The organism is Pseudomonas sp. 22515 (assembly GCF_052044625.1).
Lineage (GTDB): Bacteria > Pseudomonadota > Gammaproteobacteria > Pseudomonadales > Pseudomonadaceae > Aquipseudomonas > Aquipseudomonas alloputida.
In genome coordinates this window covers 39,007-61,561 of record NZ_JBQENN010000012.1, presented here as the reverse complement: position 1 = coordinate 61,561, position 22,555 = coordinate 39,007, and the positions used below count along the sequence as shown (strand labels likewise).

Annotated in this window: 20 protein-coding genes; 9 read left to right on the top strand and 11 right to left on the bottom strand. The window is 59.5% G+C overall.

Annotation, left to right across the window (positions count from 1 at the left end):
• The first annotated feature begins 177 nt into the window (after nt 1-177).
• From uvrD to ACTJJN_RS13180, 3 genes are all read left to right on the top strand, one after another.
• Entirely contained in the window at nt 178-2,364 is a 2,187-nt protein-coding gene (gene uvrD, locus ACTJJN_RS13190; protein WP_004575197.1) for a DNA helicase II, read from the top strand.
• 130 nt (nt 2,365-2,494) lie between these two features.
• Nucleotides 2,495-3,349, top strand: coding sequence for a Tim44 domain-containing protein (locus tag ACTJJN_RS13185; RefSeq protein WP_041168564.1), 855 nt, complete (start codon nt 2,495-2,497; stop codon nt 3,347-3,349).
• A 113-nt stretch (nt 3,350-3,462) separates the two neighbouring features.
• Nucleotides 3,463-3,870 carry an SMI1/KNR4 family protein gene (locus ACTJJN_RS13180; protein WP_003253266.1) on the top strand — a complete coding sequence of 136 codons (408 nt, stop codon included), beginning with the start codon at nt 3,463-3,465 and terminating at the stop codon, nt 3,868-3,870.
• Nucleotides 3,871-4,032: 162 nt separating this feature from the next.
• Here the strand turns inward: ACTJJN_RS13180 and ACTJJN_RS13175 are convergent, their stop codons facing one another.
• Nucleotides 4,033-5,793 (bottom strand): cation:proton antiporter, encoded by a 1,761-nt coding sequence (locus ACTJJN_RS13175; protein ID WP_003253264.1) that lies wholly within the window; start codon nt 5,791-5,793, stop codon nt 4,033-4,035.
• A gap of 339 nt (nt 5,794-6,132) precedes the next feature.
• Between ACTJJN_RS13175 and ACTJJN_RS13170 the strand changes: the two genes are divergently transcribed.
• Nucleotides 6,133-6,618, top strand: coding sequence for an acyl-CoA thioesterase (locus tag ACTJJN_RS13170; RefSeq protein ID WP_003253263.1), 486 nt, complete (start codon nt 6,133-6,135; stop codon nt 6,616-6,618).
• On the opposite strand, the gene pdxY is transcribed toward ACTJJN_RS13170, so the two are convergent.
• Nucleotides 6,615-7,487, bottom strand: a complete 873-nt coding sequence (gene pdxY / locus ACTJJN_RS13165; RefSeq protein ID WP_003253261.1) for a pyridoxal kinase PdxY — start codon at nt 7,485-7,487, stop codon at nt 6,615-6,617. The two genes, ACTJJN_RS13170 and pdxY, sit on opposite strands and share 4 nt — an antisense overlap.
• Nucleotides 7,488-7,607: 120 nt before the next feature.
• Between pdxY and ACTJJN_RS13160 the strand changes: the two genes are divergently transcribed.
• On the top strand, nt 7,608-8,000 hold the full coding sequence (locus ACTJJN_RS13160) for a DUF3301 domain-containing protein (protein ID WP_003253259.1): 393 nt from the start codon (nt 7,608-7,610) through the stop codon (nt 7,998-8,000).
• Here the strand turns inward: ACTJJN_RS13160 and ACTJJN_RS13155 are convergent, their stop codons facing one another.
• From ACTJJN_RS13155 to zigA, 3 genes are read right to left on the bottom strand one after another with little or no spacing between them, the layout of a single operon-like run.
• Entirely contained in the window at nt 8,001-8,972 is a 972-nt protein-coding gene (locus ACTJJN_RS13155; protein WP_012054129.1) for a CobW family GTP-binding protein, read from the bottom strand. It abuts the gene before it with no gap.
• 40 nt (nt 8,973-9,012) lie between these two features.
• Entirely contained in the window at nt 9,013-9,639 is a 627-nt protein-coding gene (locus ACTJJN_RS13150; protein ID WP_012054130.1) for a DUF1826 domain-containing protein, read from the bottom strand.
• The gene (gene zigA, locus ACTJJN_RS13145; protein WP_012054131.1) at nt 9,636-10,844 is read right to left on the bottom strand and encodes a zinc metallochaperone GTPase ZigA; all 1,209 of its coding nucleotides are present in this window, start codon (nt 10,842-10,844) and stop codon (nt 9,636-9,638) included. The genes ACTJJN_RS13150 and zigA overlap by 4 nt, the downstream gene beginning before the upstream one ends.
• A gap of 114 nt (nt 10,845-10,958) precedes the next feature.
• Here zigA and ACTJJN_RS13140 point away from each other — a divergent pair, with 114 nt between their 5' ends.
• Nucleotides 10,959-11,339, top strand: a complete 381-nt coding sequence (locus ACTJJN_RS13140) for a hypothetical protein (protein ID WP_004575191.1) — start codon at nt 10,959-10,961, stop codon at nt 11,337-11,339.
• A gap of 271 nt (nt 11,340-11,610) precedes the next feature.
• On the opposite strand, the gene ACTJJN_RS13135 is transcribed toward ACTJJN_RS13140, so the two are convergent.
• On the bottom strand, nt 11,611-12,138 hold the full coding sequence (locus ACTJJN_RS13135; protein WP_003253248.1) for a DUF3617 domain-containing protein: 528 nt from the start codon (nt 12,136-12,138) through the stop codon (nt 11,611-11,613).
• Between the two features lie 132 nt (nt 12,139-12,270).
• Here ACTJJN_RS13135 and cls point away from each other — a divergent pair, with 132 nt between their 5' ends.
• Nucleotides 12,271-13,710: a cardiolipin synthase gene (gene cls / locus ACTJJN_RS13130; protein WP_012054132.1), complete on the top strand. Its 1,440-nt coding sequence runs from the start codon at nt 12,271-12,273 to the stop codon at nt 13,708-13,710.
• 72 nt (nt 13,711-13,782) lie between these two features.
• Here cls and cfaB read toward each other — a convergent pair whose 3' ends face one another.
• Nucleotides 13,783-14,967, bottom strand: coding sequence for a C17 cyclopropane fatty acid synthase CfaB (gene cfaB, locus ACTJJN_RS13125; RefSeq protein WP_020190282.1), 1,185 nt, complete (start codon nt 14,965-14,967; stop codon nt 13,783-13,785).
• 207 nt (nt 14,968-15,174) lie between these two features.
• Between cfaB and lpdA the strand changes: the two genes are divergently transcribed.
• On the top strand, nt 15,175-16,575 hold the full coding sequence (gene lpdA, locus ACTJJN_RS13120; RefSeq protein WP_004575188.1) for a dihydrolipoyl dehydrogenase: 1,401 nt from the start codon (nt 15,175-15,177) through the stop codon (nt 16,573-16,575).
• A 111-nt stretch (nt 16,576-16,686) separates the two neighbouring features.
• Here lpdA and ACTJJN_RS13115 read toward each other — a convergent pair whose 3' ends face one another.
• From ACTJJN_RS13115 to ACTJJN_RS13100, 4 genes are all read right to left on the bottom strand, one after another.
• Nucleotides 16,687-17,694, bottom strand: a complete 1,008-nt coding sequence (locus ACTJJN_RS13115) for a transketolase family protein (protein WP_012054134.1) — start codon at nt 17,692-17,694, stop codon at nt 16,687-16,689.
• On the bottom strand, nt 17,691-18,539 hold the full coding sequence (locus ACTJJN_RS13110; RefSeq protein ID WP_440781322.1) for a transketolase: 849 nt from the start codon (nt 18,537-18,539) through the stop codon (nt 17,691-17,693). The genes ACTJJN_RS13115 and ACTJJN_RS13110 overlap by 4 nt, the downstream gene beginning before the upstream one ends.
• Before the next feature lie 18 nt (nt 18,540-18,557).
• Entirely contained in the window at nt 18,558-19,859 is a 1,302-nt protein-coding gene (locus tag ACTJJN_RS13105; RefSeq protein WP_014754901.1) for an MFS transporter, read from the bottom strand.
• A gap of 67 nt (nt 19,860-19,926) precedes the next feature.
• On the bottom strand, nt 19,927-20,676 hold the full coding sequence (locus tag ACTJJN_RS13100) for an SDR family NAD(P)-dependent oxidoreductase (protein WP_012054137.1): 750 nt from the start codon (nt 20,674-20,676) through the stop codon (nt 19,927-19,929).
• A gap of 194 nt (nt 20,677-20,870) precedes the next feature.
• Here ACTJJN_RS13100 and ACTJJN_RS13095 point away from each other — a divergent pair, with 194 nt between their 5' ends.
• The gene (locus ACTJJN_RS13095; RefSeq protein ID WP_012054138.1) at nt 20,871-21,788 is read left to right on the top strand and encodes a LysR substrate-binding domain-containing protein; all 918 of its coding nucleotides are present in this window, start codon (nt 20,871-20,873) and stop codon (nt 21,786-21,788) included.
• The last annotated feature ends 767 nt before the right edge of the window (nt 21,789-22,555 follow it).

The window sequence follows — 22,555 nt, the reverse complement described above, 5'->3', positions numbered from 1 at the left end:
GCAGCAGATGAAATTCGCAGGTGCGAAATCCATAACGGGAAGGCCTTCGACTAACGATGCCTCAGCCAGCTTGCGCAGGCCGTGACCTGGCCCCGGACCGATGAGCGGGATGCCGCCAGGTGAATATTCATACAGTAGATATTTGCCCCTTACCCGGCATCGCCCTAGAATGGCCCGATGCGCACAGACGACCTCTCTCTCCTGCTGAATTCCCTCAACGATGCCCAACGCCAGGCCGTAGCGGCCACGCTCGGGCGTCAACTGGTGCTTGCCGGCGCCGGTTCCGGTAAAACCCGCGTGCTGGTACACCGCATCGCCTGGCTGATCCAGGTCGAGCAGGCATCACCGCACTCGATCCTGTCGGTGACGTTCACCAACAAGGCCGCAGCAGAAATGCGCCAGCGGATCGAGCAACTGTTGGGCATCAACCCGGCAGGCATGTGGGTCGGCACCTTCCACGGCCTGGCCCATCGCCTGTTGCGGGCCCACTGGCAGGAAGCGCGGCTGGTGCAGAACTTCCAGATCCTCGACAGCGACGACCAGCAGCGCCTGATCAAGCGGGTCATGCGCGAGTTGGGCCTGGACGAGCAGAAGTGGCCGGCACGCCAGGCCCAGTGGTTCATCAACGGGCAGAAAGACGAAGGCCTGCGCCCGCAGCATATCCAGGCGGGGGGCGACCTGTTCCTGGCGACCATGCGCGAGGTCTATACGGCCTACGAGCAGGCGTGCGAGCGCGCCGGTGTCATCGATTTCTCCGAACTGCTGCTTCGCGCCCTGGACCTGTGGCGTGACCACCCGGGCCTGCTGGAGCACTATCAACGACGCTTCCGCCACGTGCTGGTGGACGAGTTCCAGGATACCAACGCCGTGCAGTACGCCTGGTTGCGCCTGCTGGCACGCGGTGGCGACAGCCTGATGGCGGTAGGCGATGACGACCAGTCGATCTACGGCTGGCGCGGCGCCAAGATCGAAAACATCCACCAGTACACCGCCGACTTCCCCGACGCCGAAATGATCCGCCTGGAGCAGAACTACCGCTCCACCGGCGGCATCCTCAAGGCGGCCAACGCGCTGATCGCCAACAACAGCGGGCGCCTGGGCAAGGAACTGTGGACCGACATGGGCGAAGGCGAACCACTGACCCTGTACGCGGCCTACAACGAGCACGACGAAGCGCGCTATGTCGTGGAAACCATCGAGAGCCTGGTCAAGCAGGGTAATGCGCGCAACGAGATCGCCATCCTGTACCGTTCCAACGCCCAGTCGCGCGTGCTGGAAGAGGCCCTGCTGCGCGAACGCATCCCCTACCGCATCTATGGCGGCCAGCGCTTCTTCGAGCGCGCCGAAATCAAGAATGCCATGGCTTACCTGCGCCTGATCGAAGGGCGTGGCAACGATGCCGCTCTGGAGCGGGTGATCAACGTGCCGCCGCGCGGTATTGGCGAAAAAACCGTCGAAGCCATCCGCGAGCACGCCCGTCACAGCCAGCTGTCCATGTGGGAGGCCATGTGCCAGCTGCTCGCCGCCAAAGCCCTGAAGGGCCGCGCCGCCAGTGCCCTGGGGGCCTTTATCGAGCTGATCGAGGGGCTGGCCGCCAAGGTTGTGGACATGCCGCTGCATACCATGACCCAGACCACCATCGAACAGTCCGGCCTGATCACCTATCACCAGGAAGAAAAAGGTGAAAAGGGCCAGGCACGCGTAGAAAACCTTGAGGAACTGGTCAGTGCGGCACGCAACTTCGAGTCCACCGACGAAGACGCCGACCTGTCCCCGCTCTCGGCCTTCCTTGGCCACGCCTCACTCGAAGCTGGCGATACTCAGGCTGACGAGCATGAAGACAGCATCCAGCTGATGACCCTGCACAGCGCCAAAGGCCTGGAGTTCCCCTATGTGTTCCTGGTGGGCATGGAAGAAGGCTTGTTCCCGCACAAGATGAGCCTGGAAGAACCCGGCCGTCTGGAAGAGGAACGACGCCTGGCCTATGTAGGCATCACCCGCGCCATGCGCCAGCTGGTCATGACCTATGCCGAAACACGCCGCCTTTATGGCAGCGAGACTTACAACAAGGTGTCGCGTTTCGTGCGTGAAATTCCGGCCGGCCTGGTTCAGGAAGTACGCCTGTCCAACAGTGTCAGCCGCCCGTTCGGCGGGGCCAAGACGGCCACCAACAGCAACCTGTTCGCCAATGCCAGCATTCCGCAGACCGCGTTCAACCTTGGCCAGCGTGTGCAGCATGCGGTATTCGGCGAAGGCGTAATCCTCAACTTCGAGGGTTCTGGCGCTCAGGCGCGGGTGCAGGTGAATTTTGCCGAAGGTAGCAAATGGCTGATGCTGGGGTATGCCAAGCTCGAGGCTGTCTAAGCCCACAAGGGTCGGGCCTGCCAACTTTGTAACATCAGGCAAAAGCTCGAAACACTATGTCGCTGGTCATGTGCCCGGGAACCTGTGCACCATGACGCGCGTGCAATCCACAACAGGGGATATCCCACTTATGCAACGTTTTCTTAGCATCGCACTGGCGCTCTGCGTCGGCCTGACGCTGAGCCTGGACGCCAGCGCCAAGCGTTTCGGCGGCGGCAAGAGCTCGGGCTCCGCGCCTATCCACCAGACCCGCCAGGCTACGCCAACCACGCCTGCTGCCGCGCCGACCGCACCTGGCCGTGCACCGGCTGCCGCCAGCGGTGCTTCGCGCTGGTTGGGCCCACTGGCCGGCCTCGCCGCCGGTGGCCTGCTGGCTTCCATGTTCATGGGCGACGGTTTCGAAGGCTTCCAGATCATGGACTTCCTGATCGTGGCGCTCATCGCCTTCCTCGTGTTCCGCTTCATCGCCGCGCGCCGCCGCCAACAGCAGCCACAAATGGCCATGCCAGGCCATGCGCCGATGCAGCGTGAGGCTCACGCGCAGCCTGCCCAGCCTTCGATTTTCGGGGGTTCGGCCGCACCTGCTGCCGCAGCCGCACCGGTGATCAACGCCCCGGCCTGGTTCAACGAGCAGAGCTTCCTGGCGGCAGCCCGTAACCACTTCCAGTCGCTGCAGCAGCACTGGGATGCCAATGAAATGGACAAGATCAGCGAGTTCGTTACCCCGCAAATGCTTGAGTTCCTCAAGCGTGAGCGTGCTGAACTGGGTGATGGCTTCCAGTCCACCTACATCGATAACCTGGAAGTGCAACTGGACGGTGTCGAAGACCGCGCCGACCGCACCGACGCGACCCTGACCTTCCGTGGCGTGTCGAAGAATTCGCGCTTCGACCAGGGCGAAGTGTTCAGCGAAAGCTGGCACATGGTTCGCGCCCAAGGCGAGAACCAGCCTTGGCTGGTAGCCGGTATCCGTCAAAACGGCTAATCGCTGCGTGCTAAACAGAGAACCCCGGGCTTGCCCGGGGTTTTTGCTTTTGCCAAAGTGGGCTACTAGGGTATAAGGCGCAGCGTTGTCATCTAGGTCAGAGGAAGTGAACCGTGGAAGAAGTGATCGAACAACTCCGTGAAGCGAATGAGCCAGTACCAGTGCCCCTGGAGCTTCCCGATGAAGACCAGCTGGTAGAGATCGAAGAACAGCTGTTCATCAATATTCCATTCGTGTTCAAAGAGTTTCTGCTGACCGTAAGTGATGTGGTTTACGGCTCCCTTGAGCCTGTTACCGTCACTGATCCGCAGTCGCACACCTACCTGCCAGATGTGGCCTCCAACGCCTGGGATGCCGGCGTACCGCGTGACCTGATTCCGCTGTGCCAGGACGGCGACAATTACTATTGCGTCGAAGAGGACGGCACCGTGGTGCTGTGGGATGCCGAAGAGGAAATTGTCGGCGAAGACAGTTGGGAATCGGTGTGGCACTGGGCGCGAGATGTTTGGCTGGAGAGCTGATCGCTAGCACTTATAGAGAAGCTCGCGATCTGAGTCAGTAACAATGACGTCTCAGCGCCTCAAGATCGTTAAAATCGCCAGGCCTTCTGCGCCTGGCGACATCGCTGTAGCCCCATCTCCTCGGGCGGGCGGGCGGGATACCTTGCCCAAGGCGTAACCCCCTCAGTGCGAGTTTTCGCGACTGTTCTCCAGCGTCTCTAGCAACGCGATCTGCATGCGCGTGTGCACGCGGATAAACCAGCGCCACAACAACGCCACCACCACCGCAGCTACCACGGCAATCACCAGCAGCAATTCGCTGGTGGGCAGAATGCTGGCGGACAATGCCGACAACAGCAGGAAAATCACCAGCAGCGACAACAGCGGGATCACTTCGGCGATCACACGGCGCACGCGCTGGGTATGTCGCCCGGCCATTTCCGGCTTCACGCCCATCTCTGCCAGCAGCATCGAGAGTGCCTTTAGCTTGCGGTACGCAGCGATCAGGAATGGCAGTGACAGCAACAAAGCAGCCCCCCATATGACGGCCTTCTGCTGGCTGACATCGCTGACCCACTCACTGAGCCAATTGCCGATACGCCCTGCAAAGTAGCCGCCACTGAAGAAGATGGCGATCACCAGCGCCAGGTTCACCCCAACCTGCAACAGGATACGCCGGATCATCGCCGCCAGCATGGCACTCTCGCCCTGCGGCTGGATGTTGCGTAACCACTCGCCATACAACGACAACACGCGTGCGAGGCGGGCGGGCACCACATTGCCCAGTTTCTGCGACAACGGGTCAGCCGCGCGGATCAGATAGGGTGTCAGCAACGTGGTGATTGCCGATACCGCCACCGCCACCGGGTAAAGGAAGTCGCTGGTCACCTGCAGGGTCATGCCCAGCGCGGCAATGATGAAGGAGAACTCGCCGATCTGCGAAAGCCCCATGCCCACACGCAAAGACGTACGCCCGTCATTGCCGGCAATGAACGCCCCCATGCCGCAAGACAGCATTTTGCCCAGCACCACCGCCAGGGTGATGACAACGATAGGCCAGGCATAGTCGATCAGTACCTGAGGGTCGATCATCAGGCCGATGGCGACAAAGAAGATGGCACTGAACAGGTCGCGTACAGGCTCGATCAGGCGTTCGATCTTCAGCAACTGGCGTGATTCGGCCATGATCGCGCCAATCAGGAAAGCGCCTAACACCATGCTGTACTCCAGCTTCACAACCAGCAGGCAGAAGCCGAAACACAGGCCCAGAACAGTGATCAGCAACATTTCGTTGCTTTCGAACTTGGCGACATAGGCCAGTAACCGCGGTACCAGCAAAATACCGATGACCAAGGCGACAATCATGAACAGCGACAGCTTGCCGACAGTGGAGAACACTTCGCCCGAACTGACCGTGCCGCTGACCGCGATGCCCGACAGCAGGGCAATGATACCGATACCCAGAATGTCCTCGACGATCAGCACGCCGAAGATCAGCTGGGCAAAGCGCTCGTTCTTCATCTTCAAGTCGTTGAGCGCCTTGACGATGATGGTGGTGGAGGAAATGGCCAGAATGGCGCCCAGGAACAGTGAATCCATGGTGCTCCAGCCAAACCAGCGGCCAATCTCGAAACCGATCCAGATCATCAGGACGATTTCCAGGAACGCTGCGATGAACGCCGTGGCACCGACCTTGAACAGCTTGCGCAAGCTGAACTCGAGCCCCAGGCAGAACATCAGGAAGATCACCCCCAGTTCGGCGAGGGTCTTGATGGTGTCTTCGTCATGAATCAGGCCGAACGGCGGAGTGTGCGGGCCAATGATGAAGCCGGCGACAATGTAGCCCAGCACCACCGGCTGCTTGAAACGGTGAAAAAGAATGGTGACCACGCCAGCGACCAGCATGATGACTGCCAGGTCCTGGATGAAGCTGATGGCATGCATGGCGTGATACTCCTTTTCTCGTCTTGTGAATGCCTGGGCAGACCGCTCCTCTGCCGAGGCAAACCTGAGCGAGCAGCAAGTACATACTGTATTGAATCTGGGAACACCCATGTTGCATGGGCGTACTCAGGTTAACATCGCGCTCCGCCGCAAAAAGCCAGTGCAATATGCAGAAACAGATCGGCTGGAAAAGCGCCGCTGATGGCATGATCAGCGTGACGATGATGCGCCAGCCAACGTCCCGTATCAGCAAGGCACATTCAAAAGAGGGGAACAGCAGTGTCAGCAGATAACGCCCTCCATTCGCCCGATTCAGCGCAACCTCACCGTGAGCACACTATGGAACCTGGAAACGCCCAGCTGAGCATGACCGTCCTGATGACCCCGGACATGGCCAACTTTTCTGGCAACGTACATGGCGGCACCCTGCTCAAGTACCTCGACGAAGTGGCTTATGCATGCGCCAGCCGTTATGCCGGCAGTTATGTGGTGACCCTGTCGGTCGACCAGGTGATCTTCCGTGAACCCGTGCACGTGGGTGAACTGGTGACCTTCCTGGCGTCGGTCAACTACACCGGCAACACTTCGATGGAAGTTGGCATCAAAGTCGTGACCGAGAACATTCGCGAGCGCTCGGTGCGCCATTCCAACAGCTGCTTCTTCACCATGGTCGCGGTCGACGACAACCGCCGCCCGGTGCCGGTGCCACCACGCCAGCCGCACAGCAGCGAAGAAAAGCGCCGCTTCCTGCAAGGCCAGCAGCGCCGGCAGATCCGCCAGGAACTGGAAAAGCGCTATCAGGACTTGAAAACCGACGCCATTTAAAGCGCCAGTAACTGCGCTTCGAAGCGCACCCGTGGGTGCGCAATGCGGTCCTGGGCCCGTACCAACTGCAATTCGTAGCTGGCGCAGGCCTGGGTTTCCAGCAGCACTTCATGCACTGCCGCAGCCGTGAATTCGAATGCCTGCACCCAGCTGTCGCCGAGCAGCACACGCGCCAGGAACAAGCCTGAGGTCAGGTCACCCACCCCCACCGGCTGACGCGGAAACGCCAGCAGTGGGCGGCGCAAGTGCCAGCTGTGCTCGGCGGTCACCAGCAACATTTCGAACTGTTCTTCGGCCCGCCCGGGGTACGCCAGGTGCTTGACCAGTACAACCTGCGGCCCACGCTGCAGCAGGCTGCGCGCCATGTTCACGCAATCCTCCAGCGACTGGGCGCGGCGCCCACAGAAGCTGTCCAGCTCCAACTGGTTGGGGCACAGGATGTCCGCTGTGGCTGCAGCCTCGTCAAGCAGAAACTCACTGACTTCGGGCGGCACGATGCAGCCCTTTTCCGGGTGCCCCATGACCGGGTCGCACAGGTATAACGCTTTTGGGTTTACCGCCTTGATCCGCTCGACGCCGGCCAGGATCGCTCGCCCTTGTTCGGCACTGCCCAGGTAGCCGGAAAGCACTGCATCGCAGTGGCCCAGCTCGCCGATATTGGAAATGCCTTCCACCAACGCAGGAATTTGCGCTGGGGCAAGCACTTCACCCGCCCACTGGCCATACTGTGTGTGATTGGAGAACTGCACGGTATTGAGTGGCCAGGCATTGACCCCGATACGCTGCATGGGGAATACCGCGGCGCTGTTGCCGGCGTGGCCGAACACCACGTGGGACTGAATGGCGAGCAGGTGCGGGGTACGTTTCATGCGGGAGGTTTCCAAAGCTGTTTCTAGGATTGTGCGCAGCGCAGTATGAACTCGATTGCTACCTGTACGACAGGCCAGGAACGCAGTTAAGCTGGATCTACCTGTTTGGAGCATATGCAAATGTTGACCCTGGAGAACCTCTTCGTCCTGATGCTGGTAGCCACGGCAGGCGCCTGGTTGTGGCACAACCATGGGTTGCGTGAAAAGGCCCTGGAACGGGTCAAACAGCATTGCGCCAAACTCGACCTGGAGTTGCTTGACGATGCCGTAGCGCTCAAGCGCATCGCCTTTGTCCGGGATGCCAATGGCCGCAAGCGCCTGGCACGCGTCTATGCCTTCGAATTCACCGTCACGGGTGAGCAACGTCACCCCGGCACCGCGACCCAGTTCGGCGCCCACAGTGTGCAGATCGAGCTGGCGCCCTACCCGTTCGAAATCAAGACCCCACCGCGCGCCGACAACGTCATAGAGATGCAGCAATGGCGCCAGGAGCATAACCGCTGGCGCAACTGATCAACTGACGCGACATTCATCCAACCCGGCTTGCAATGCGGGTTGCGGTTGCGGCTGATCGAAAATCAGCTCGATACGCGTGTCCTTCCGCCAGTCGCTGGGCTCCCAAGCGGGCATATCCCCATTCAGCCCATTGAATGACCACCATCCCTCCATGCTGTGGATAACTCCCTTGGCCCGTCGCCATGGCCAAGCACACAAGAAAGCCTTTAGCCGCTGTGGATAAAACTGTTGGCCGGGGTGCCACCGCCAGCCAATACTCCAACCACCCTCCCCCTGCTGGGCAAGGCAAATCGGTTGACTCGGGTCAGCCCACAGTGCTGCTGGATCGATTCCAGGATTGTCGACAATCCTGTTTTTCAAGAATGGGCTGTCAACAATCTGTGGGGATACCGTCGGGAGGCCGGACAAAGGCAACTGCCCCTGCACGGTCCACATGATCTTCTTTTCTTTAAATTTATTACTTATCAACAACTTATGTATTTCATCCACAGCCTCTGACTTATTGAAAACCACGCTTTCAGAGGCGTTGAAAGCCTGCTGTTGAGCCTCTGGCAGAGGCTCGTTTCGAGCCATGGCCTGGGCATCCACAACCATCATGAGTGGCTGAATTGTCAGCACTCCAACCCAAGGCGCTTGTTGCAGCTGAGCCAGCAGCTGCAAGGGATGGCCCAGGCCGGAAGGTTCGATAAACAGCCGGTCAGGCCGCGATTTGCGCAGCAGTCGTCCCAGGCCCACCTGGAACGGCATGCCGTTGACGCAGCACAGGCAGCCCCCTGCGACCTCGCCGATGGCGATGCCGTCTTCGTCACGGCTGAGTAAGGCCGCATCCAGGCCGACAAGGCCGAACTCGTTGATCAATACCGCCCAGCGCTCGTTGGCTGGGCGCTGAGCCAGCAAGTGACGGATCAGCGTGGTCTTGCCAGCACCAAGCGGGCCGGCAATTACATGGGTGGGAATGTTCTGCAGCATGGGGTGGCTTCAGGCGGCGGTGATGCCTCACTATGCGCCGTCAGGCCAGCCAGTCAAGGCTGAGCAGCAAACGCCCCCGCTGCGTAGAAGGGGACCGATGCACCAGGCCTGCCCCTTCGTTACCCTGCCATTTTTCGCCTTTAAGTACCGCAACCTCGGCGGCCTGCAGGTGTTGGATGTTATCCACAGGTGGCTGAGCTGTGTGTAACTCTCCACGACAGCTATCCCGCTCTTGCAACCACTCACTACCTGGGCCGACGTAAGTGGTGAGCAAGCGCAACGGTACGTTATCCACATGGAAGCGTGGGCACATCGGAGCGTTCAACACGCGCAAGCGCAAACCGACCCGTCGTGCGCCAACCAGACAGGTATAAGCCGCCACCAACCACGTCACATCAGCAACGAAAGCTTCATACCCATGCAAATCCGCCGCTTCACGCAGCAGATCTGGCAATACCGGCTTCTGCTCCTCGTTCACATCAATCACCCGCTGATCAGCCAAGGGCTGGCCAAGGCTGATCACCAGTGCGGCAAAGTCCTCCAGTTGTGCCGGCAAGCGCCGCCGCCAGACGGCCAGGTTCACGCCATCCTGCAGCACTTCGGCCAGCACTTGAGGCGTCTCGCCAAACACCTGAAAGATATCCACAGGTCGGTGAGCCAGGTTCATGCTGCCGCTTCCTCATGCCATGGGCCAAATGGGTCAGGTAAACGCAGCCAGCCCATGTGACCCAAGCCCATTTCTTGATCCGTCAACAGGCATGCATCCAGGGCTGTGGATAATTTTTCGACGTCGATATTCTGCCCAATAAACACCAACTCCTGCCGGCAGTCACCGGTGTCGGTGGTCCAGTGTTTCAAGATCGCATTCGTGTTATCCACATCCTGTGGCCACTGCTCGCGTGGCACGAAGCGCCACCAGCGGCCAGCCAGACCATGGCGCATCATGCCGCCCGCTTGCGACCAGCTGCCAGCTTCCTGATATTTGCTGGCCAACCAGAAAAACCCTTTGGAACGCAGCAGCCTTCCGTTTTCCCAGTCCTTGTGGATAAAGTCGTAAAAGCGCTGTGGATGAAGCGGGCGTCGGGCCTGCCAGGTCATGGCCGCGATTCCGTACTCTTCGGTTTCTGGTACATGTTCACCGCGCAGCTCCTGCAACCAGCCTGGTGCCTGGGCCGCTTGATCGAAGTCGAACAGCCCGGTGTTGAGGATCCGTGCCAGCGGCACTTGGCCCATGACCATGGGTACGATCTGCGCCCGGGCATTGAGGCTGCGCAAAATGGCGATGAGTTCTTCGCGCTCATGTTGGCTGATCAGGTCGATCTTGCTCAGCAGCAGTACATCTGCGAACTCGACCTGTTCGATCAGCAAATCACTGATCGACCGCTCGTCTTCTTCGCCCAACGTTTCACCACGGCTGGCCAGGCTCTCTGCTGCTTGATAGTCGCGCAGGAAGTTCAAGCCATCGACCACGGTGACCATGGTGTCCAGTCGCGCCATATCGGACAGACTGCGACCCAGCTCGTCACGGAAAGTGAAGGTCTCAGCCACTGGCAGTGGCTCAGAGATACCGGTGGATTCGATCAACAAATAATCGAAACGTCCCTCTTCGGCCAGCCGTGCAACCTCCTCAAGCAGGTCTTCGCGCAACGTGCAGCAAATGCAGCCGTTGCTCATCTCGACCAGTTTCTCCTCAGCGCGGTTGAGGCTGACATTGCGCTGCACCTCACTGGCATCGATGTTGATTTCACTCATATCGTTGACGATTACCGCCACCCGCAGGTTGTCGCGGTTGCGCAGCACATGGTTGAGCAGCGTGCTCTTGCCGGCGCCCAAAAAGCCGGACAGCACGGTGACGGGAAGACGATTGGACATGGCGAACCCCTTCAGGCAGACGCATTCGAAGCGATGCATTGCACAATGTTATAAAGTAACAATACAATTTCGCCAAGTGGTTCTCGACGGACGAGTGCTCACAGGGGATGAAAAATGAATCTGCCACGCGTCATGGCATTGCTGGTGCTCACCATGCCTGCCTCGCTGTTGGCCATGCCGCAAAACGGTGCATTGGCCCTTTGTACGCGAAGCGCGACGCTGCTCGCTTGCCAGGACGGCAAAGGCAACTACTACAGCGTGCGCACCGAAGGCAGCACGTTCTACCTTCGCGGCTATGACTTCAGCAGCCGCCGACTATGGGCGCAAACCAACAGCCGCTATGGCACGTTGACTTTTTTTACCGGCCTGGCCAGCAACGGTGAGGCCTGGGTGGGTTACAGCCGCCGAGTAGGCTGGACCACCTTGAACCGCGTATCGAGTTCCAGCGGGGAGCGCTTCAAGCTGCATTGCAGCTTGATCGAGGGCTGCCGTTGATGCCTTCTTTTGTTTTGAAGGCTTTGCCTCTACTGCCGCCTATTCGCACATCAGCTTCGAGCGCTTGCTGAAACGCCTGCCTTGATCAGCCTTTTTCAGGCCGAAAAGCTATGCGGTAACCGCGTCGAGGCTAGGATTGAAAATGAAATGTTCCACGTGGAACTATTCGTTTCCCTACCGACTTCTGGAACTGGCCATGCTCGGCTGCTCGAACGGCAACTGAGGCTGCATGCCCACGACGCGGTTGTCACCAGCCAGTGGCAATGGGACTTCAGCTGCGCGGTTTGACCGTCCCGCAGTCATTGCCTAGCCACACCGCACGCGTGTTCATGCTGCCTTGCTGCTGCACACCCGAAGCGTTGAACGTGCCACTGACCTGGGTGGTGAATTCCCGATCACTGAGAAATGTAGCCTGGCCACTACCCTGTGCCTTCGGGCAGCTGAACTGGAATTTCCACACGTTACCGGTACGGTCGGTAATCTTCTGAGTGCAGCCCGATTTCGGGTCCTGCAGCGGAATATCATTCGTTGCCACCTGTTCTGGTGTCAGGCACGAACGCACACCCTTGCCACCTACACTGACCCCTTGTTTGGCCAACACCCCCTCCATCATTGCGCGCTGCTCTGGCGGCAGGTTCTTCAACTGGCCAAGCATGAATTCCATGTCGGGTAGCGGCTTGCCATCGACCTGCATGTTGCTGGTGGTCAGCTCCCACAACCCCGGTTGCAGCATCTGGGCTTGCACCAGCGGACTGCTCATGCCTAGGGCCAACGCCAACAGTGGCAGACGAATCTTCATGGACGAACGCTCCTGGAAAAAAACCGGTCAAACGGGCCGGACTGAGCCTTAGACGCCAAATCCGCCTGCGGGTTGCAGGCGGACCGGGAACGTGTTCTGTTACCTCAAGTGTACTCGGCAAGCAGGATGCATATGGATTACCACAGCCCCTACTTCTTTGGTTACCTACTCGGCATGATCCATCTGCTGGGTATAGTCGCCGCACTGCATGCGCTGTTCACCGTGCGGACAGCTCAGGGAGCCATTGCGTGGGCGATGCCCTTGCTCTTCATCCCCTACCTCACCTTGATCCCCTACCTGATCTTCGGCGCCCGCTCGTTCTACGCCTACATCAAGGCTCGGCGTCAGGCCAACCAGGAAATGCACGTGGCCATGGCCAACCTCAACTGGCGACCTTGGGTTGAAGAAGCCCTTACCGCCCGCGAGTCCGAAAGCTACGCAGCGTTGCGGGCGATGCCCAAGCTGGGTCGCATGCCATGCCTGGCAAATAACCAGGTAAAACTGCTGATCAATGGCAAGGCCACCTTCGATGCCATATTCGCAGCCATCGAAAAAGCACGCGATGTGGTATTGGTGCAGTTCTTCATCATTCATGACGACACCCTCGGCAAGGCACTGCAGCAACTCTTGCTACGCAAAGCCGCCGAAGGCGTGCAGGTGTTCGTGCTGTACGACCGTGTCGGCAGCCACGCCTTGCCGGCCAGCTACAGCCAGATGCTGCGTGACGGCGGCGTGCAGATCCATGCATTCGCCACCCGTCGCGGCTGGTTCAACCGCTTCCAGGTGAACTTCCGCAACCATCGCAAGATTGTGGTGGTGGATGGCTTGCTCGGCTTCATTGGCGGTCACAACGTGGGAGACGAGTATTTGGGTGAACACCCACAGCTTTCACCCTGGCGTGACACCCACGTACAGATCAGCGGGCCGGTACTGGCCTGCCTGCAAGAGTCGTTCGCCGAGGACTGGTATTGGGCCACGCGCCAGCTCCCGCCGCTGATCCTGCCCGATACGTACCCGGACAACGGTGTGCTGTGTCAGGCCTTGGCCAGCGGCCCGGCAGACCCACAAGAAACCTGCTCGCTGTTCTTCCTTGAGGCGATTCATTCGGCCACCCGCAGGGTGTGGATCACCAGCCCCTACTTCATCCCTGACGAGGCCGTGTTCGCCGCCTTGCGGCTGGCGGTACTACGAGGAGTCGATGTGCGGGTGCTCATCCCGTCACGGCCGGACCACCGCATCGTCTACGCCGCCTCCAGCCTGTTTGCCTTCGAAGCGGTGCGCGCGGGGGTACGTATGTTCCGTTACCAACCCGGGTTTCTGCATCAGAAGGTGGTGCTGGTGGATGATGACGTCAGCGCGATTGGGAGTGCCAACCTGGACAACCGCTCGTTCCGTCTGAACTTCGAGATTACCCTGCTGACAGTCGATCGCGGCTTCGCCGACCAGGTCGAGCACATGCTCCACGAAGACTTCGAACACGCGCGGGAAATTACTGCAGAAGACACCCAAGACACCCATCGACTACAGCAATTGGGGATGCGGATTGCGCGGCTGATATCGCCGATTCTTTAGGCTGAGTACACCCGTTCAAAGCGGCCTTCTCGCGCTAAAGGCCGCTCCTGCAAAGCTGCGACACTTACGATTTCAGCGGTACAAATCTTCCCGCGTCCAAGGCAGGTCATGATGCCCGTCGGCGTATGGCTTCACGGCCAATATCTGGTGCAGGTTGATCCAGCCCTTCTGAAAGGCGTAGGCACACCCGGCCAAGTACAAACGCCAGATCCGCAGGGTCTTCTCAGGCACCAGCGCGGCCGCCTTGTGCAACTGGTTCTCCAGGTTCTCGCTCCAGTGGTGCAAGGTTTTAGCGTAGTGCAGGCGCAGGCTCTCCACGTCCACCACCTCCAGCCCGGCTTCACAGATACTGGCGCTGATCATCGACAGGTGCGGCAGTTCGCCGTGGGGGAATACATAACGATCGATGAACTCACCCGCCCCGCGCCCGACCGGTCGGCCATCGACGTGCTTGGCAGTGATGCCGTGGTTCATCACCAGCCCCCCTTCCCTCACCGCCCCGAACAGCTTCTGGCAGTACAGCGCCAGGTTGGCATGCCCGACATGCTCGAACATACCCACGCTGACAACCTTGTCGAAGCGACCATCCTGGGGTAGATCGCGGTAATCGAGAATCTGCAGGTCGACCTTGTCGGCAAGCCCTTCCGCTTGCACACGCTTGCGGCCGAGCTTCAATTGCTCCTTGCTCAGGGTAATGCCGAACACCTTGGCGCCATATTCACGGGCAGCGAACCGCGCCAGCCCGCCCCAGCCACAGCCAACATCGAGCAGGTAGTCACCGGCATCCAGGCGCAGTTTGCGGCACAGGTGGTCGAACTTGTCCTGCTGCGCCTGGTCGAGCGTATTGTCCGGCTCACGGAAGTAGGCGCAAGAATAGGCCATGTCCTGGTCCAGCCAAAGCTGGTAGAACGCGTTGGACACGTCATAGTGGTAGGAGATGGCTTTGGCGTCGGTGCTCTTGTCATGAGACACACGTGGCGGCGGCGTTTCATCCTCATCCGCCAGCAGCGCTTCGCTCAGCTCGTCGCACACGCGGATGGCCTCACCGATATCGCCTTCCAGCTCCAGCTTGCCTTCGACGAATGCGGTGCCTAGCTGGTCCATGCTTGGGTGGGTCAACTGGCTGATCAGCTGCGGCTCCTTCACCAGAATGGTGACCTGAGGACTAGGCCCAAGATCAAACTGGTTACCGTCCCACAGCTTCAGCCTCAGCGGCAGATGCAAGCTCTGCAATGCAGGTGGAAGTTGAGCAAGCATGAAACACCCCTCCTGTCCGTAATTGGCCACGACGCCTAATATTTCGAACGTCACCGGATCAGAGTAGTTCATCTGTAGGATGTTTCCTCTAAGCAAGACCTTGGTCTAGAACCAACTGATCTTATCCACACAGCAGATTGTATACAATCACTGCATCTCAGCTTAACCTTGTGCCCTCTCGCGCTTCTACATCCTGGAGTTGAACCCATGAAATCCTATGACGTGGTGATCATCGGCGGTGGCCCTGGCGGCTACAACGCAGCCATCCGTGCTGGCCAGTTGGGCCTGAGCGTTGCCTGCGTGGAAGGCCGCTCGACCTTGGGCGGTACCTGCCTGAACGTCGGCTGCATGCCATCCAAGGCGCTGCTGCATGCTTCGGAGCTTTACGAAGCTGCCAGCGGTGACGAGTTCGCCCACCTCGGTATCGAAGTAAAGCCCACCCTCAACCTCGCCCAGATGATGAAACAGAAGGACGAGAGCGTGACAGGCCTGACCAAGGGCATCGAATACCTGTTTCGCAAGAACAAGGTCGAGTGGATCAAAGGCTGGGGCCGCCTGGATGGCATCGGCAAGGTCGTGGTCAAGGCCGAAGACGGTAGCGAAACCGCGTTGCAGGCCAAGGACATCGTCATTGCCACCGGCTCTGAGCCCACCCCTCTGCCAGGTGTGACCGTCGACAACCAGCGCATCATCGACTCGACCGGCGCGCTGTCGCTGCCGCAAGTGCCCAAGCACCTGGTCGTCATCGGTGCTGGCGTGATCGGTCTTGAGCTGGGTTCGGTCTGGCGCCGCCTGGGTAGCCAGGTCACTGTCATCGAATACCTGGACCGCATCTGCCCAGGCACTGACACGGAAACGGCCAAGACCCTGCAGAAGGCGCTCGCCAAGCAAGGCATGGTGTTCAAGCTGGGCAGTAAAGTGACTCAGGCTACCGCAGGTGCCGATGGCGTCAGCCTGACGCTGGAGCCTGCCGCCGGTGGTACCGCAGAATCGCTGCAAGCCGATTACGTGTTGGTGGCTATCGGCCGCCGCCCTTATACAAAAGGGCTGAACCTGGAAAGCGTGGGCCTGGAAGCCGACAAGCGCGGCATGCTCAGCAACGAGCACCACCGTACCTCAGTGCCGGGTGTCTGGGTGATTGGCGACGTCACTTCGGGCCCAATGCTGGCGCACAAGGCCGAAGACGAAGCGGTGGCCTGTATCGAACGCATCGCCGGCAAGCCCCACGAGGTCAACTACAACCTCATCCCTGGCGTGATCTATACCCGCCCGGAGATGGCCACCGTGGGCAAGACTGAAGAGCAGCTCAAGGCCGAAGGGCGTGCCTACAAGGTTGGCAAGTTCCCCTTCACCGCCAACAGCCGTGCCAAGATCAACCACGAGACCGAAGGCTTCGCCAAGGTCATCGCCGATGCCGAAACCGATGAAGTACTGGGTGTGCACCTGGTGGGCCCAAGCGTCAGCGAGATGATTGGTGAGTTCTGCGTGGCTATGGAGTTCTCGGCCTCGGCAGAAGATATCGCCCTCACCTGCCACCCTCACCCGACGCGCTCCGAGGCCCTGCGCCAGGCGGCGATGAATGTGGATGGCATGGCCATGCAAATCTGACGAGCCCCATTCGCTGCGTCAGGCCATGCCCTTGCCTTCGGCATTCGCTTTGCGGGCATACAGGGATAGAGCCGCCTTCAATTCCGGCCGGCTCTATCTTCAGGTATCAAGTCACAGCCAAGCCTTGATCTGCGCGCTCACTGCATCGGTGGAGATACCGTAGCGGTCATGCAGCGTCGGCAGAGCGCCGGCATCGAGGAAGGCATCGGGCAAGGCGATCTGGCGGAATGTCGGCGTTACCCCGTTGCGCAGCAGCAGGCCCGCCACCGCTTCGCCCAGGCCGCCGATGATCGAATGGTTTTCGGCGGTGACCACCAACCGTCCGGACTTGCGTGCCTCAGCCAGAATCGTCTGTTCGTCCAGTGGCTTGATGGTGGGTACGTGCAGTACTGCCACATCGACGCCATCCTTCTGCAACTGCGCTGCGGCCTCTAGCGAACGCATGGTCATCAGACCGGTGGAAATGATCAGCACGTCCTTTCCGGTGCGCAGGGTCTTGGCCTTGCCGATCTCGAACTTGTAGCCATATTCGTCCAATACCAGCGGCACGTTGCCGCGCAGCAGGCGCATGTACACCGGTCCCTGATGGGCGGCGATGGCAGGCACCGCCTGCTCGATCTCCAGAGCGTCGCATGGGTCGACGATCATCAGGTTCGGCATGGCGCGGAAGATTGCCAGATCATCCGTTGCCTGGTGGCTGGGGCCGTAACCGGTGGTCAAGCCCGGCAACCCGCAGACGATCTTGACGTTGAGGTTCTCCTCGGCGATGGCCATGCAGATAAAATCATAGGCCCTGCGCGAGGCGAATACCGCGTACGTGGTGGCGAACGGCACGCAGCCTTCGCGTGCCATGCCAGCGGCTGCACTCATCAGCAATTGCTCGGCCATACCCATCTGATAAAAACGGTCCGGGTGCGCCTTCGCGAAAATGTGCAGGTCGGTGTACTTGGACAGGTCCGCCGACAGGCCGACGATGTCCGAACGCTGTTCGGCCAGTGCCGCCAACGCATGGCCGAATGGCGCTGAACGGGTGGCCTGGCCCTCGGCAGCGATCGAAGCGATCATGGCCGAGGTTGTCAGGCGCTTCTTGCCGGTTTCGGTAGTGTTTACGCGGCTCATACAGTTCTCCCGACCTGAAGGTTTTGCAATGCCAGATCCCACTCGTTTTCATCGACGCGGATGAAGTGGGTTTTTTCACGTGACTCGAGAAAGTCCACACCCTTGCCCATCTTGGTATCGCAGATGATGACCCGCGGCTGTGCCCCTTGATGGTTGCGTGCGGCGTCGAACGCGGCGACCAGGGCGCCGATGTCGTTGCCGTCCACGCGCTGGGTAAACCAGCCAAACGCCTGCCAACGGTCAACGATGGGCTCGAAGGCCAGCACTTCGCTGGAGTAGCCGTCGGCTTGCTGGTTGTTGACGTCGACGATTGCGATGAGGTTGTTCAGTTTCCAATGTGAGGCCGACATCGCGGCTTCCCAGGTTGAACCCTCGTTCAATTCGCCGTCCGAGAGCAGGTTGTAGACAAACGAATCCGAGTTCTTGCGTTTCAGGCCCAGGCAGGCGCCGACCGCTATGCCCAAGCCGTGGCCGAGCGACCCCCCGGTTATTTCCATGCCCGGCGTGTAAGCGGCCATGCCCGACATCGGCAGGCGGCTGTCGTCCGAACCATAGGTTTCCAGTTCCTCCAGGGGGATCACGCCGGCTTCGATCAGCGCTGCATACAGGGCGATGGCGTAGTGACCGATGGACAGGTAAAAGCGGTCGCGTTGCTCCCATTCGGGGTTGTGGGGCTGATAGCGCAGCGCATGGAAGTACGACACGGCCAGCAAGTCAGCGGCGCCGAGGGCCTGGCCGACATAACCCTGGCCCTGGACCTGCCCCATGCGCAGGGCATGGCGGCGAATGTAGTACGCGCGTTCGGCGAGCGCCGAGAGCGAAGTGTCGGGTGCGTTGACAGTCATGGTGACTACTCCAGCGAGTTAACGATTGACCGATGCGGCGGGAATGCGCAGGACCAGCGTGGCCCCCGCGAGCAGCACTGCGGTGATCAGGTACATGCCGATGGCACTGGAACCGGTGGAAGTGGTGATCCAGCCGATCAGGTAAGGCGAGCAGAACCCGGCAAGGTTGGCGAAACTGTTGATACCGGCGATACCTGCTGCGGCTGACACGCCGCCGAGCAGCGTAGTGGGCAGCATCCAGAACAGTGAGGAAGCCGAGAGCACGCCAGCTGCTGCAAGGCACAGGCTGAGTACCGACAGCAGCAGGTTGCCACCCAGCAGCGCCGCCAGCGTCAGGCCGATGGCACCTGCGATCATCGGGGCAACCAGGTGCCAGCGACGTTCGCGATGCTTGTCGCCACTACGGCCCATCAGCAGCATGGCGGCGATGGCGCACATGTAAGGCAGGCTGGTCAGCATGCCGATGTGCAGTGGGTCCGATACCCCGGCATTGCGGATCAGGGTCGGCAGCCAGAAGGTGATCGCGTACTGGCCCATTACGACACAGAAGTAGATGCAGGCCAGCAGCCATAGGCGGCGATCACGGATGAATTCCCGAGGTGAGGCATGAGTGACCTTGTGGGCGTTGTCCTCGGCGAGCTCCTTGGTAACCAGGTCCTTTTCTTCATCGGTCAGCCAAGTGGCCTGATGCACGCCATCTTTGAGATAGCTCAGTACCAACAAGCCGACGATGACGGTTGGAATTGCCTCGATGACGAACATCCATTGCCAGCCCGCCCAGCCATGAAAACCTGCGAACTGATTCATGATCCAGCCTGACAGTGGGCCGCCAATCATCCCCGACAATGGAATCGCGACGAACCACAGCACGGTCATCTTTGCGCGACGGTAGGAAGGGAACCAGTAGGTCAGGTACAACAACAGGCCAGGAGCCAGACCCGCCTCAGCGATGCCAAGCAGAAAGCGCAGGGCATAAAACTGCCAGGCGGTTTCAACGAAGGCAAAGAGGCCGGAAATGATCCCCCAGGAAATCATGATCCGGGCGATCCAGCGGCGTGCGCCGACCCTGTGCAGGATCAGATTGCTGGGCACTTCGCAAAGAAAGTAGCCAATGAAGAACATGCCGGCGCCCAGGCCATAAACGGCCTCGCTTAGGGACAGGTCGCTCATCATCTGCAACTTGGCGAAGCCCACGTTTACCCGGTCCAGATAGGCACACAGGTAGCACAGCATCAGGAACGGCATCAGTCGCCAGGCAGTCTTGCGGTATGCGTTGGAGCGCACGGCCGAAACCGCGTCCAATGACAGGGTGGTAATCATGATGGTCTGATCTCTTGTTTTTATCGATTCAGAACAGCGTCAGCCGCGCGGGCTGACGCAATGTGCATCAGTGAATGAGCATGCCGCCGTTTACATCCAGGGTGATTCCGGTCAGGTAAGTCGACAGATCGCTGGCCAGAAACAATGCGGCGTTAGCGACGTCTTGCGCTTCGCCCAGACGACCCAGTGGAATACCGTCGATGATTGCGTGGCGACGATCGTCCTGCATCAAACCGCCAGTGATGTCCGTGTGAATCAGACCCGGGGCGATGGCGTTCACGCGCACGTTATCCGGCCCCAGCTCTCGTGCCATGGCCTTGGCCAGGCCCAGTACCCCCGCTTTCGCTGCGCTGTAGTGCGGGCCACCGAAAATGCCACCACCACGCTGCGCCGATACCGAGGACATGCAGACAATGCTGCCCGAACGTTGCTCCCGCATCAGGGGAATGACGGCCTGAGACATCAGTAGCGTGCCGCGCAGGCTGACGTCGAGTACCTTGTCGTAGTCGCTGTGCGTGATGTCCAGGGTCTTGAGGGGTTGGGTGATGCCAGCGTTGTTGACCAGCACGTCGATGCGGCCAAAGTGCTCGATGATCTGCGCAACGGCCTGATTTACCTGTGCCTGATCGGCGACGTTGGCGGCCAGGCCGAGATGCCCTTCGCCAAGAGACGCTGCGGCATCGCGGGCAGCGGCTTCATCCAGATCGAGGATCACCACGCGGGCACCTTGAGCAGCGAATGTGGCCGCAGTTGCCCGGCCGATCCCGCGTGCCGATGCGGCGCCAGTGATGATTGCGACTTTGCCTTGAAGAAGCATGGGTGTGACCTCTGATTGTTTTTATAGGGTCGATTCAGCGGAATCGATGGGCCTACTTTGGTCTCGGCCCAGGCCCTGAGCAATAACGCAAAAATCATTGGGTGCTGAAAAAAATTCAGCACTCGTCACCCTGATTGCTAAATGATTGAATGGAGGTCCCAATAAAAATATGCGCTACGAGCGAAGTGACTGATATGCGATCTGTTGACGATACCGCGCCGGCCCTTCCACCCCTGAGAGCGATTCAGGCCTTTGAGCAAACTGCTCGTTTCGGTAATGTTGCCCGCGCGGCGGAAGTGCTGGACCTCACCCCTTCGGCTGTCAGTCATCAATTGGCCAAGCTCGAAGCAATGATTGGTCGACAACTGTTCTTTCGCGCGGCGCGCGGCGTCAGCCTGACTCCCGTTGGCGAGCAGTATCTGAAAGACGTTTCCGGCATTCTGCACAGTCTTTCCGTCGCCACGGAACGGGCCAGCAGCGACGTCAGCCTCGATTGCCTGCGTTTGCATTCGTCACCGAGTTTCGGCCTGCTCTGGCTAATGCCAAGGCTGGAAGCATTTCGGATGGCGCACCCGGATATCCAGATCAACTTGTCGTGCTCCTATGAATCTCTGCATTTCAGTCGCGACAAGATTGACGTAGACATTCGCCATGGCGAACCCAATTGGCCTAGCTACGAGGTGCGCACTTTAGGCAATGAGGCATTTGCCGTGCTGGCCTCACCGAAACTGCTGGCCCGGCATAGGATCGACGACGCGTCGGATCTACTGCGTCGGGACTTGATTCTCTCCGAGGCCACATTGCTGAAATGGCCGGCCTGGTTCGCTCGACACGGCCTCGCCCGCCCGGAAAAGCCCTACGCGTTGAGCTTCGATCGTTCCTACATGTCCCTGGAGGCCGCCAGTCACGGGCTGGGTTTTGCGCTCGAAAGCACGTTATTAGCGCAGAAGTACCTTGCGGCCGGAACACTGGTGGAAGTCGTGCCACACATCTTCAGCGCGCCTGTGGCGGCCCATCATCTGGTATTCCCGAAAGCGCATTCCGGGTTCGAACGGGTCAGGCGTTTCTTGGCGTGGATGGAGAGAGAGCTCGGGCATGGCTTCGTGTTTTAAGCATGCTGATGATCGCGTGCATGTTGACGTCATTGCCCAAAAGCCAGCGTCGAACGAGTGAGGCAACTTCAAGGAGCAGGAACATTGCAGGCGGCGGCGCGGTGGACTCACCGCCTCCTGCGACAGTTTTAGTTATCCTGCGTCAGCTTTAATTCTCTAAATCCACAAGCTGTGAATTTAGAGAATTAAAACTGTCGCATCGGGCCACGAATTCTGTGGCTTGCAGCCTCATTTAAAGAAAATGCAAAACTGTCGCGACCTTGAAAAATGCCGATTCGGGCAGATGCGCTAGAGAATTAAATCTGTCGCAGCCAGAAACGACGCTGCCTCCACGGAATCCAGTATACCCGACGGCTGTTCAGCCGCCGGGTCATAGGATCATCGACGAGGGATGAAATAGGCAACGCGACCGATGGTCATCAACCAGACGTGGGTTGAGCTGTCGACCGGGGTGTCACCTGGAAATAGCAACATGGTGTGCATGGGCTGATTCTCCGATCAGGGGAGAGGTTCAAAACCGGGATTGGCTTGTGCCTGTCCTGACTACGTATTTAGGGGTATCGATCATCAAGTTGACGAATTCAACGAAAAAAAGCCCAAGCTGAAAACCAGTCACTTCATAGAAGCTCCTGGCCTCACGTAGCGACCAAGCCAAGGCCAGACGTGACCCTAGCGAGTACCTAAATTTGAGGGCAGAATCACCAGCTTTGCCTACGTTGCACTGGGTTGAGGGGGATGGTTTGGGAGCAGAGCTAGATCGGCTAAAG

What these genes read in the sequence shown, in the direction of transcription:
- uvrD (WP_004575197.1), top strand. Translation starts at nt 178, where the DNA reads ATGCGCACAGACGACCTCTCTCTCCTGCTGAATTCCCTCAACGATGCC.
- ACTJJN_RS13185 (WP_041168564.1), top strand. Translation starts at nt 2,495, where the DNA reads ATGCAACGTTTTCTTAGCATCGCACTGGCGCTCTGCGTCGGCCTGACG.
- ACTJJN_RS13175 (WP_003253264.1), bottom strand. Translation starts at nt 5,793, where the DNA reads ATGCATGCCATCAGCTTCATCCAGGACCTGGCAGTCATCATGCTGGTC.
- ACTJJN_RS13170 (WP_003253263.1), top strand. Translation starts at nt 6,133, where the DNA reads ATGGAACCTGGAAACGCCCAGCTGAGCATGACCGTCCTGATGACCCCG.
- pdxY (WP_003253261.1), bottom strand. Translation starts at nt 7,487, where the DNA reads ATGAAACGTACCCCGCACCTGCTCGCCATTCAGTCCCACGTGGTGTTC.
- ACTJJN_RS13160 (WP_003253259.1), top strand. Translation starts at nt 7,608, where the DNA reads ATGTTGACCCTGGAGAACCTCTTCGTCCTGATGCTGGTAGCCACGGCA.
- ACTJJN_RS13155 (WP_012054129.1), bottom strand. Translation starts at nt 8,972, where the DNA reads ATGCTGCAGAACATTCCCACCCATGTAATTGCCGGCCCGCTTGGTGCT.
- ACTJJN_RS13150 (WP_012054130.1), bottom strand. Translation starts at nt 9,639, where the DNA reads ATGAACCTGGCTCACCGACCTGTGGATATCTTTCAGGTGTTTGGCGAG.
- zigA (WP_012054131.1), bottom strand. Translation starts at nt 10,844, where the DNA reads ATGTCCAATCGTCTTCCCGTCACCGTGCTGTCCGGCTTTTTGGGCGCC.
- ACTJJN_RS13140 (WP_004575191.1), top strand. Translation starts at nt 10,959, where the DNA reads ATGAATCTGCCACGCGTCATGGCATTGCTGGTGCTCACCATGCCTGCC.
- ACTJJN_RS13135 (WP_003253248.1), bottom strand. Translation starts at nt 12,138, where the DNA reads ATGAAGATTCGTCTGCCACTGTTGGCGTTGGCCCTAGGCATGAGCAGT.
- cls (WP_012054132.1), top strand. Translation starts at nt 12,271, where the DNA reads ATGGATTACCACAGCCCCTACTTCTTTGGTTACCTACTCGGCATGATC.
- cfaB (WP_020190282.1), bottom strand. Translation starts at nt 14,967, where the DNA reads ATGCTTGCTCAACTTCCACCTGCATTGCAGAGCTTGCATCTGCCGCTG.
- lpdA (WP_004575188.1), top strand. Translation starts at nt 15,175, where the DNA reads ATGAAATCCTATGACGTGGTGATCATCGGCGGTGGCCCTGGCGGCTAC.
- ACTJJN_RS13115 (WP_012054134.1), bottom strand. Translation starts at nt 17,694, where the DNA reads ATGAGCCGCGTAAACACTACCGAAACCGGCAAGAAGCGCCTGACAACC.
- ACTJJN_RS13110 (WP_440781322.1), bottom strand. Translation starts at nt 18,539, where the DNA reads ATGACTGTCAACGCACCCGACACTTCGCTCTCGGCGCTCGCCGAACGC.
- ACTJJN_RS13105 (WP_014754901.1), bottom strand. Translation starts at nt 19,859, where the DNA reads ATGATTACCACCCTGTCATTGGACGCGGTTTCGGCCGTGCGCTCCAAC.
- ACTJJN_RS13100 (WP_012054137.1), bottom strand. Translation starts at nt 20,676, where the DNA reads ATGCTTCTTCAAGGCAAAGTCGCAATCATCACTGGCGCCGCATCGGCA.
- ACTJJN_RS13095 (WP_012054138.1), top strand. Translation starts at nt 20,871, where the DNA reads ATGCGATCTGTTGACGATACCGCGCCGGCCCTTCCACCCCTGAGAGCG.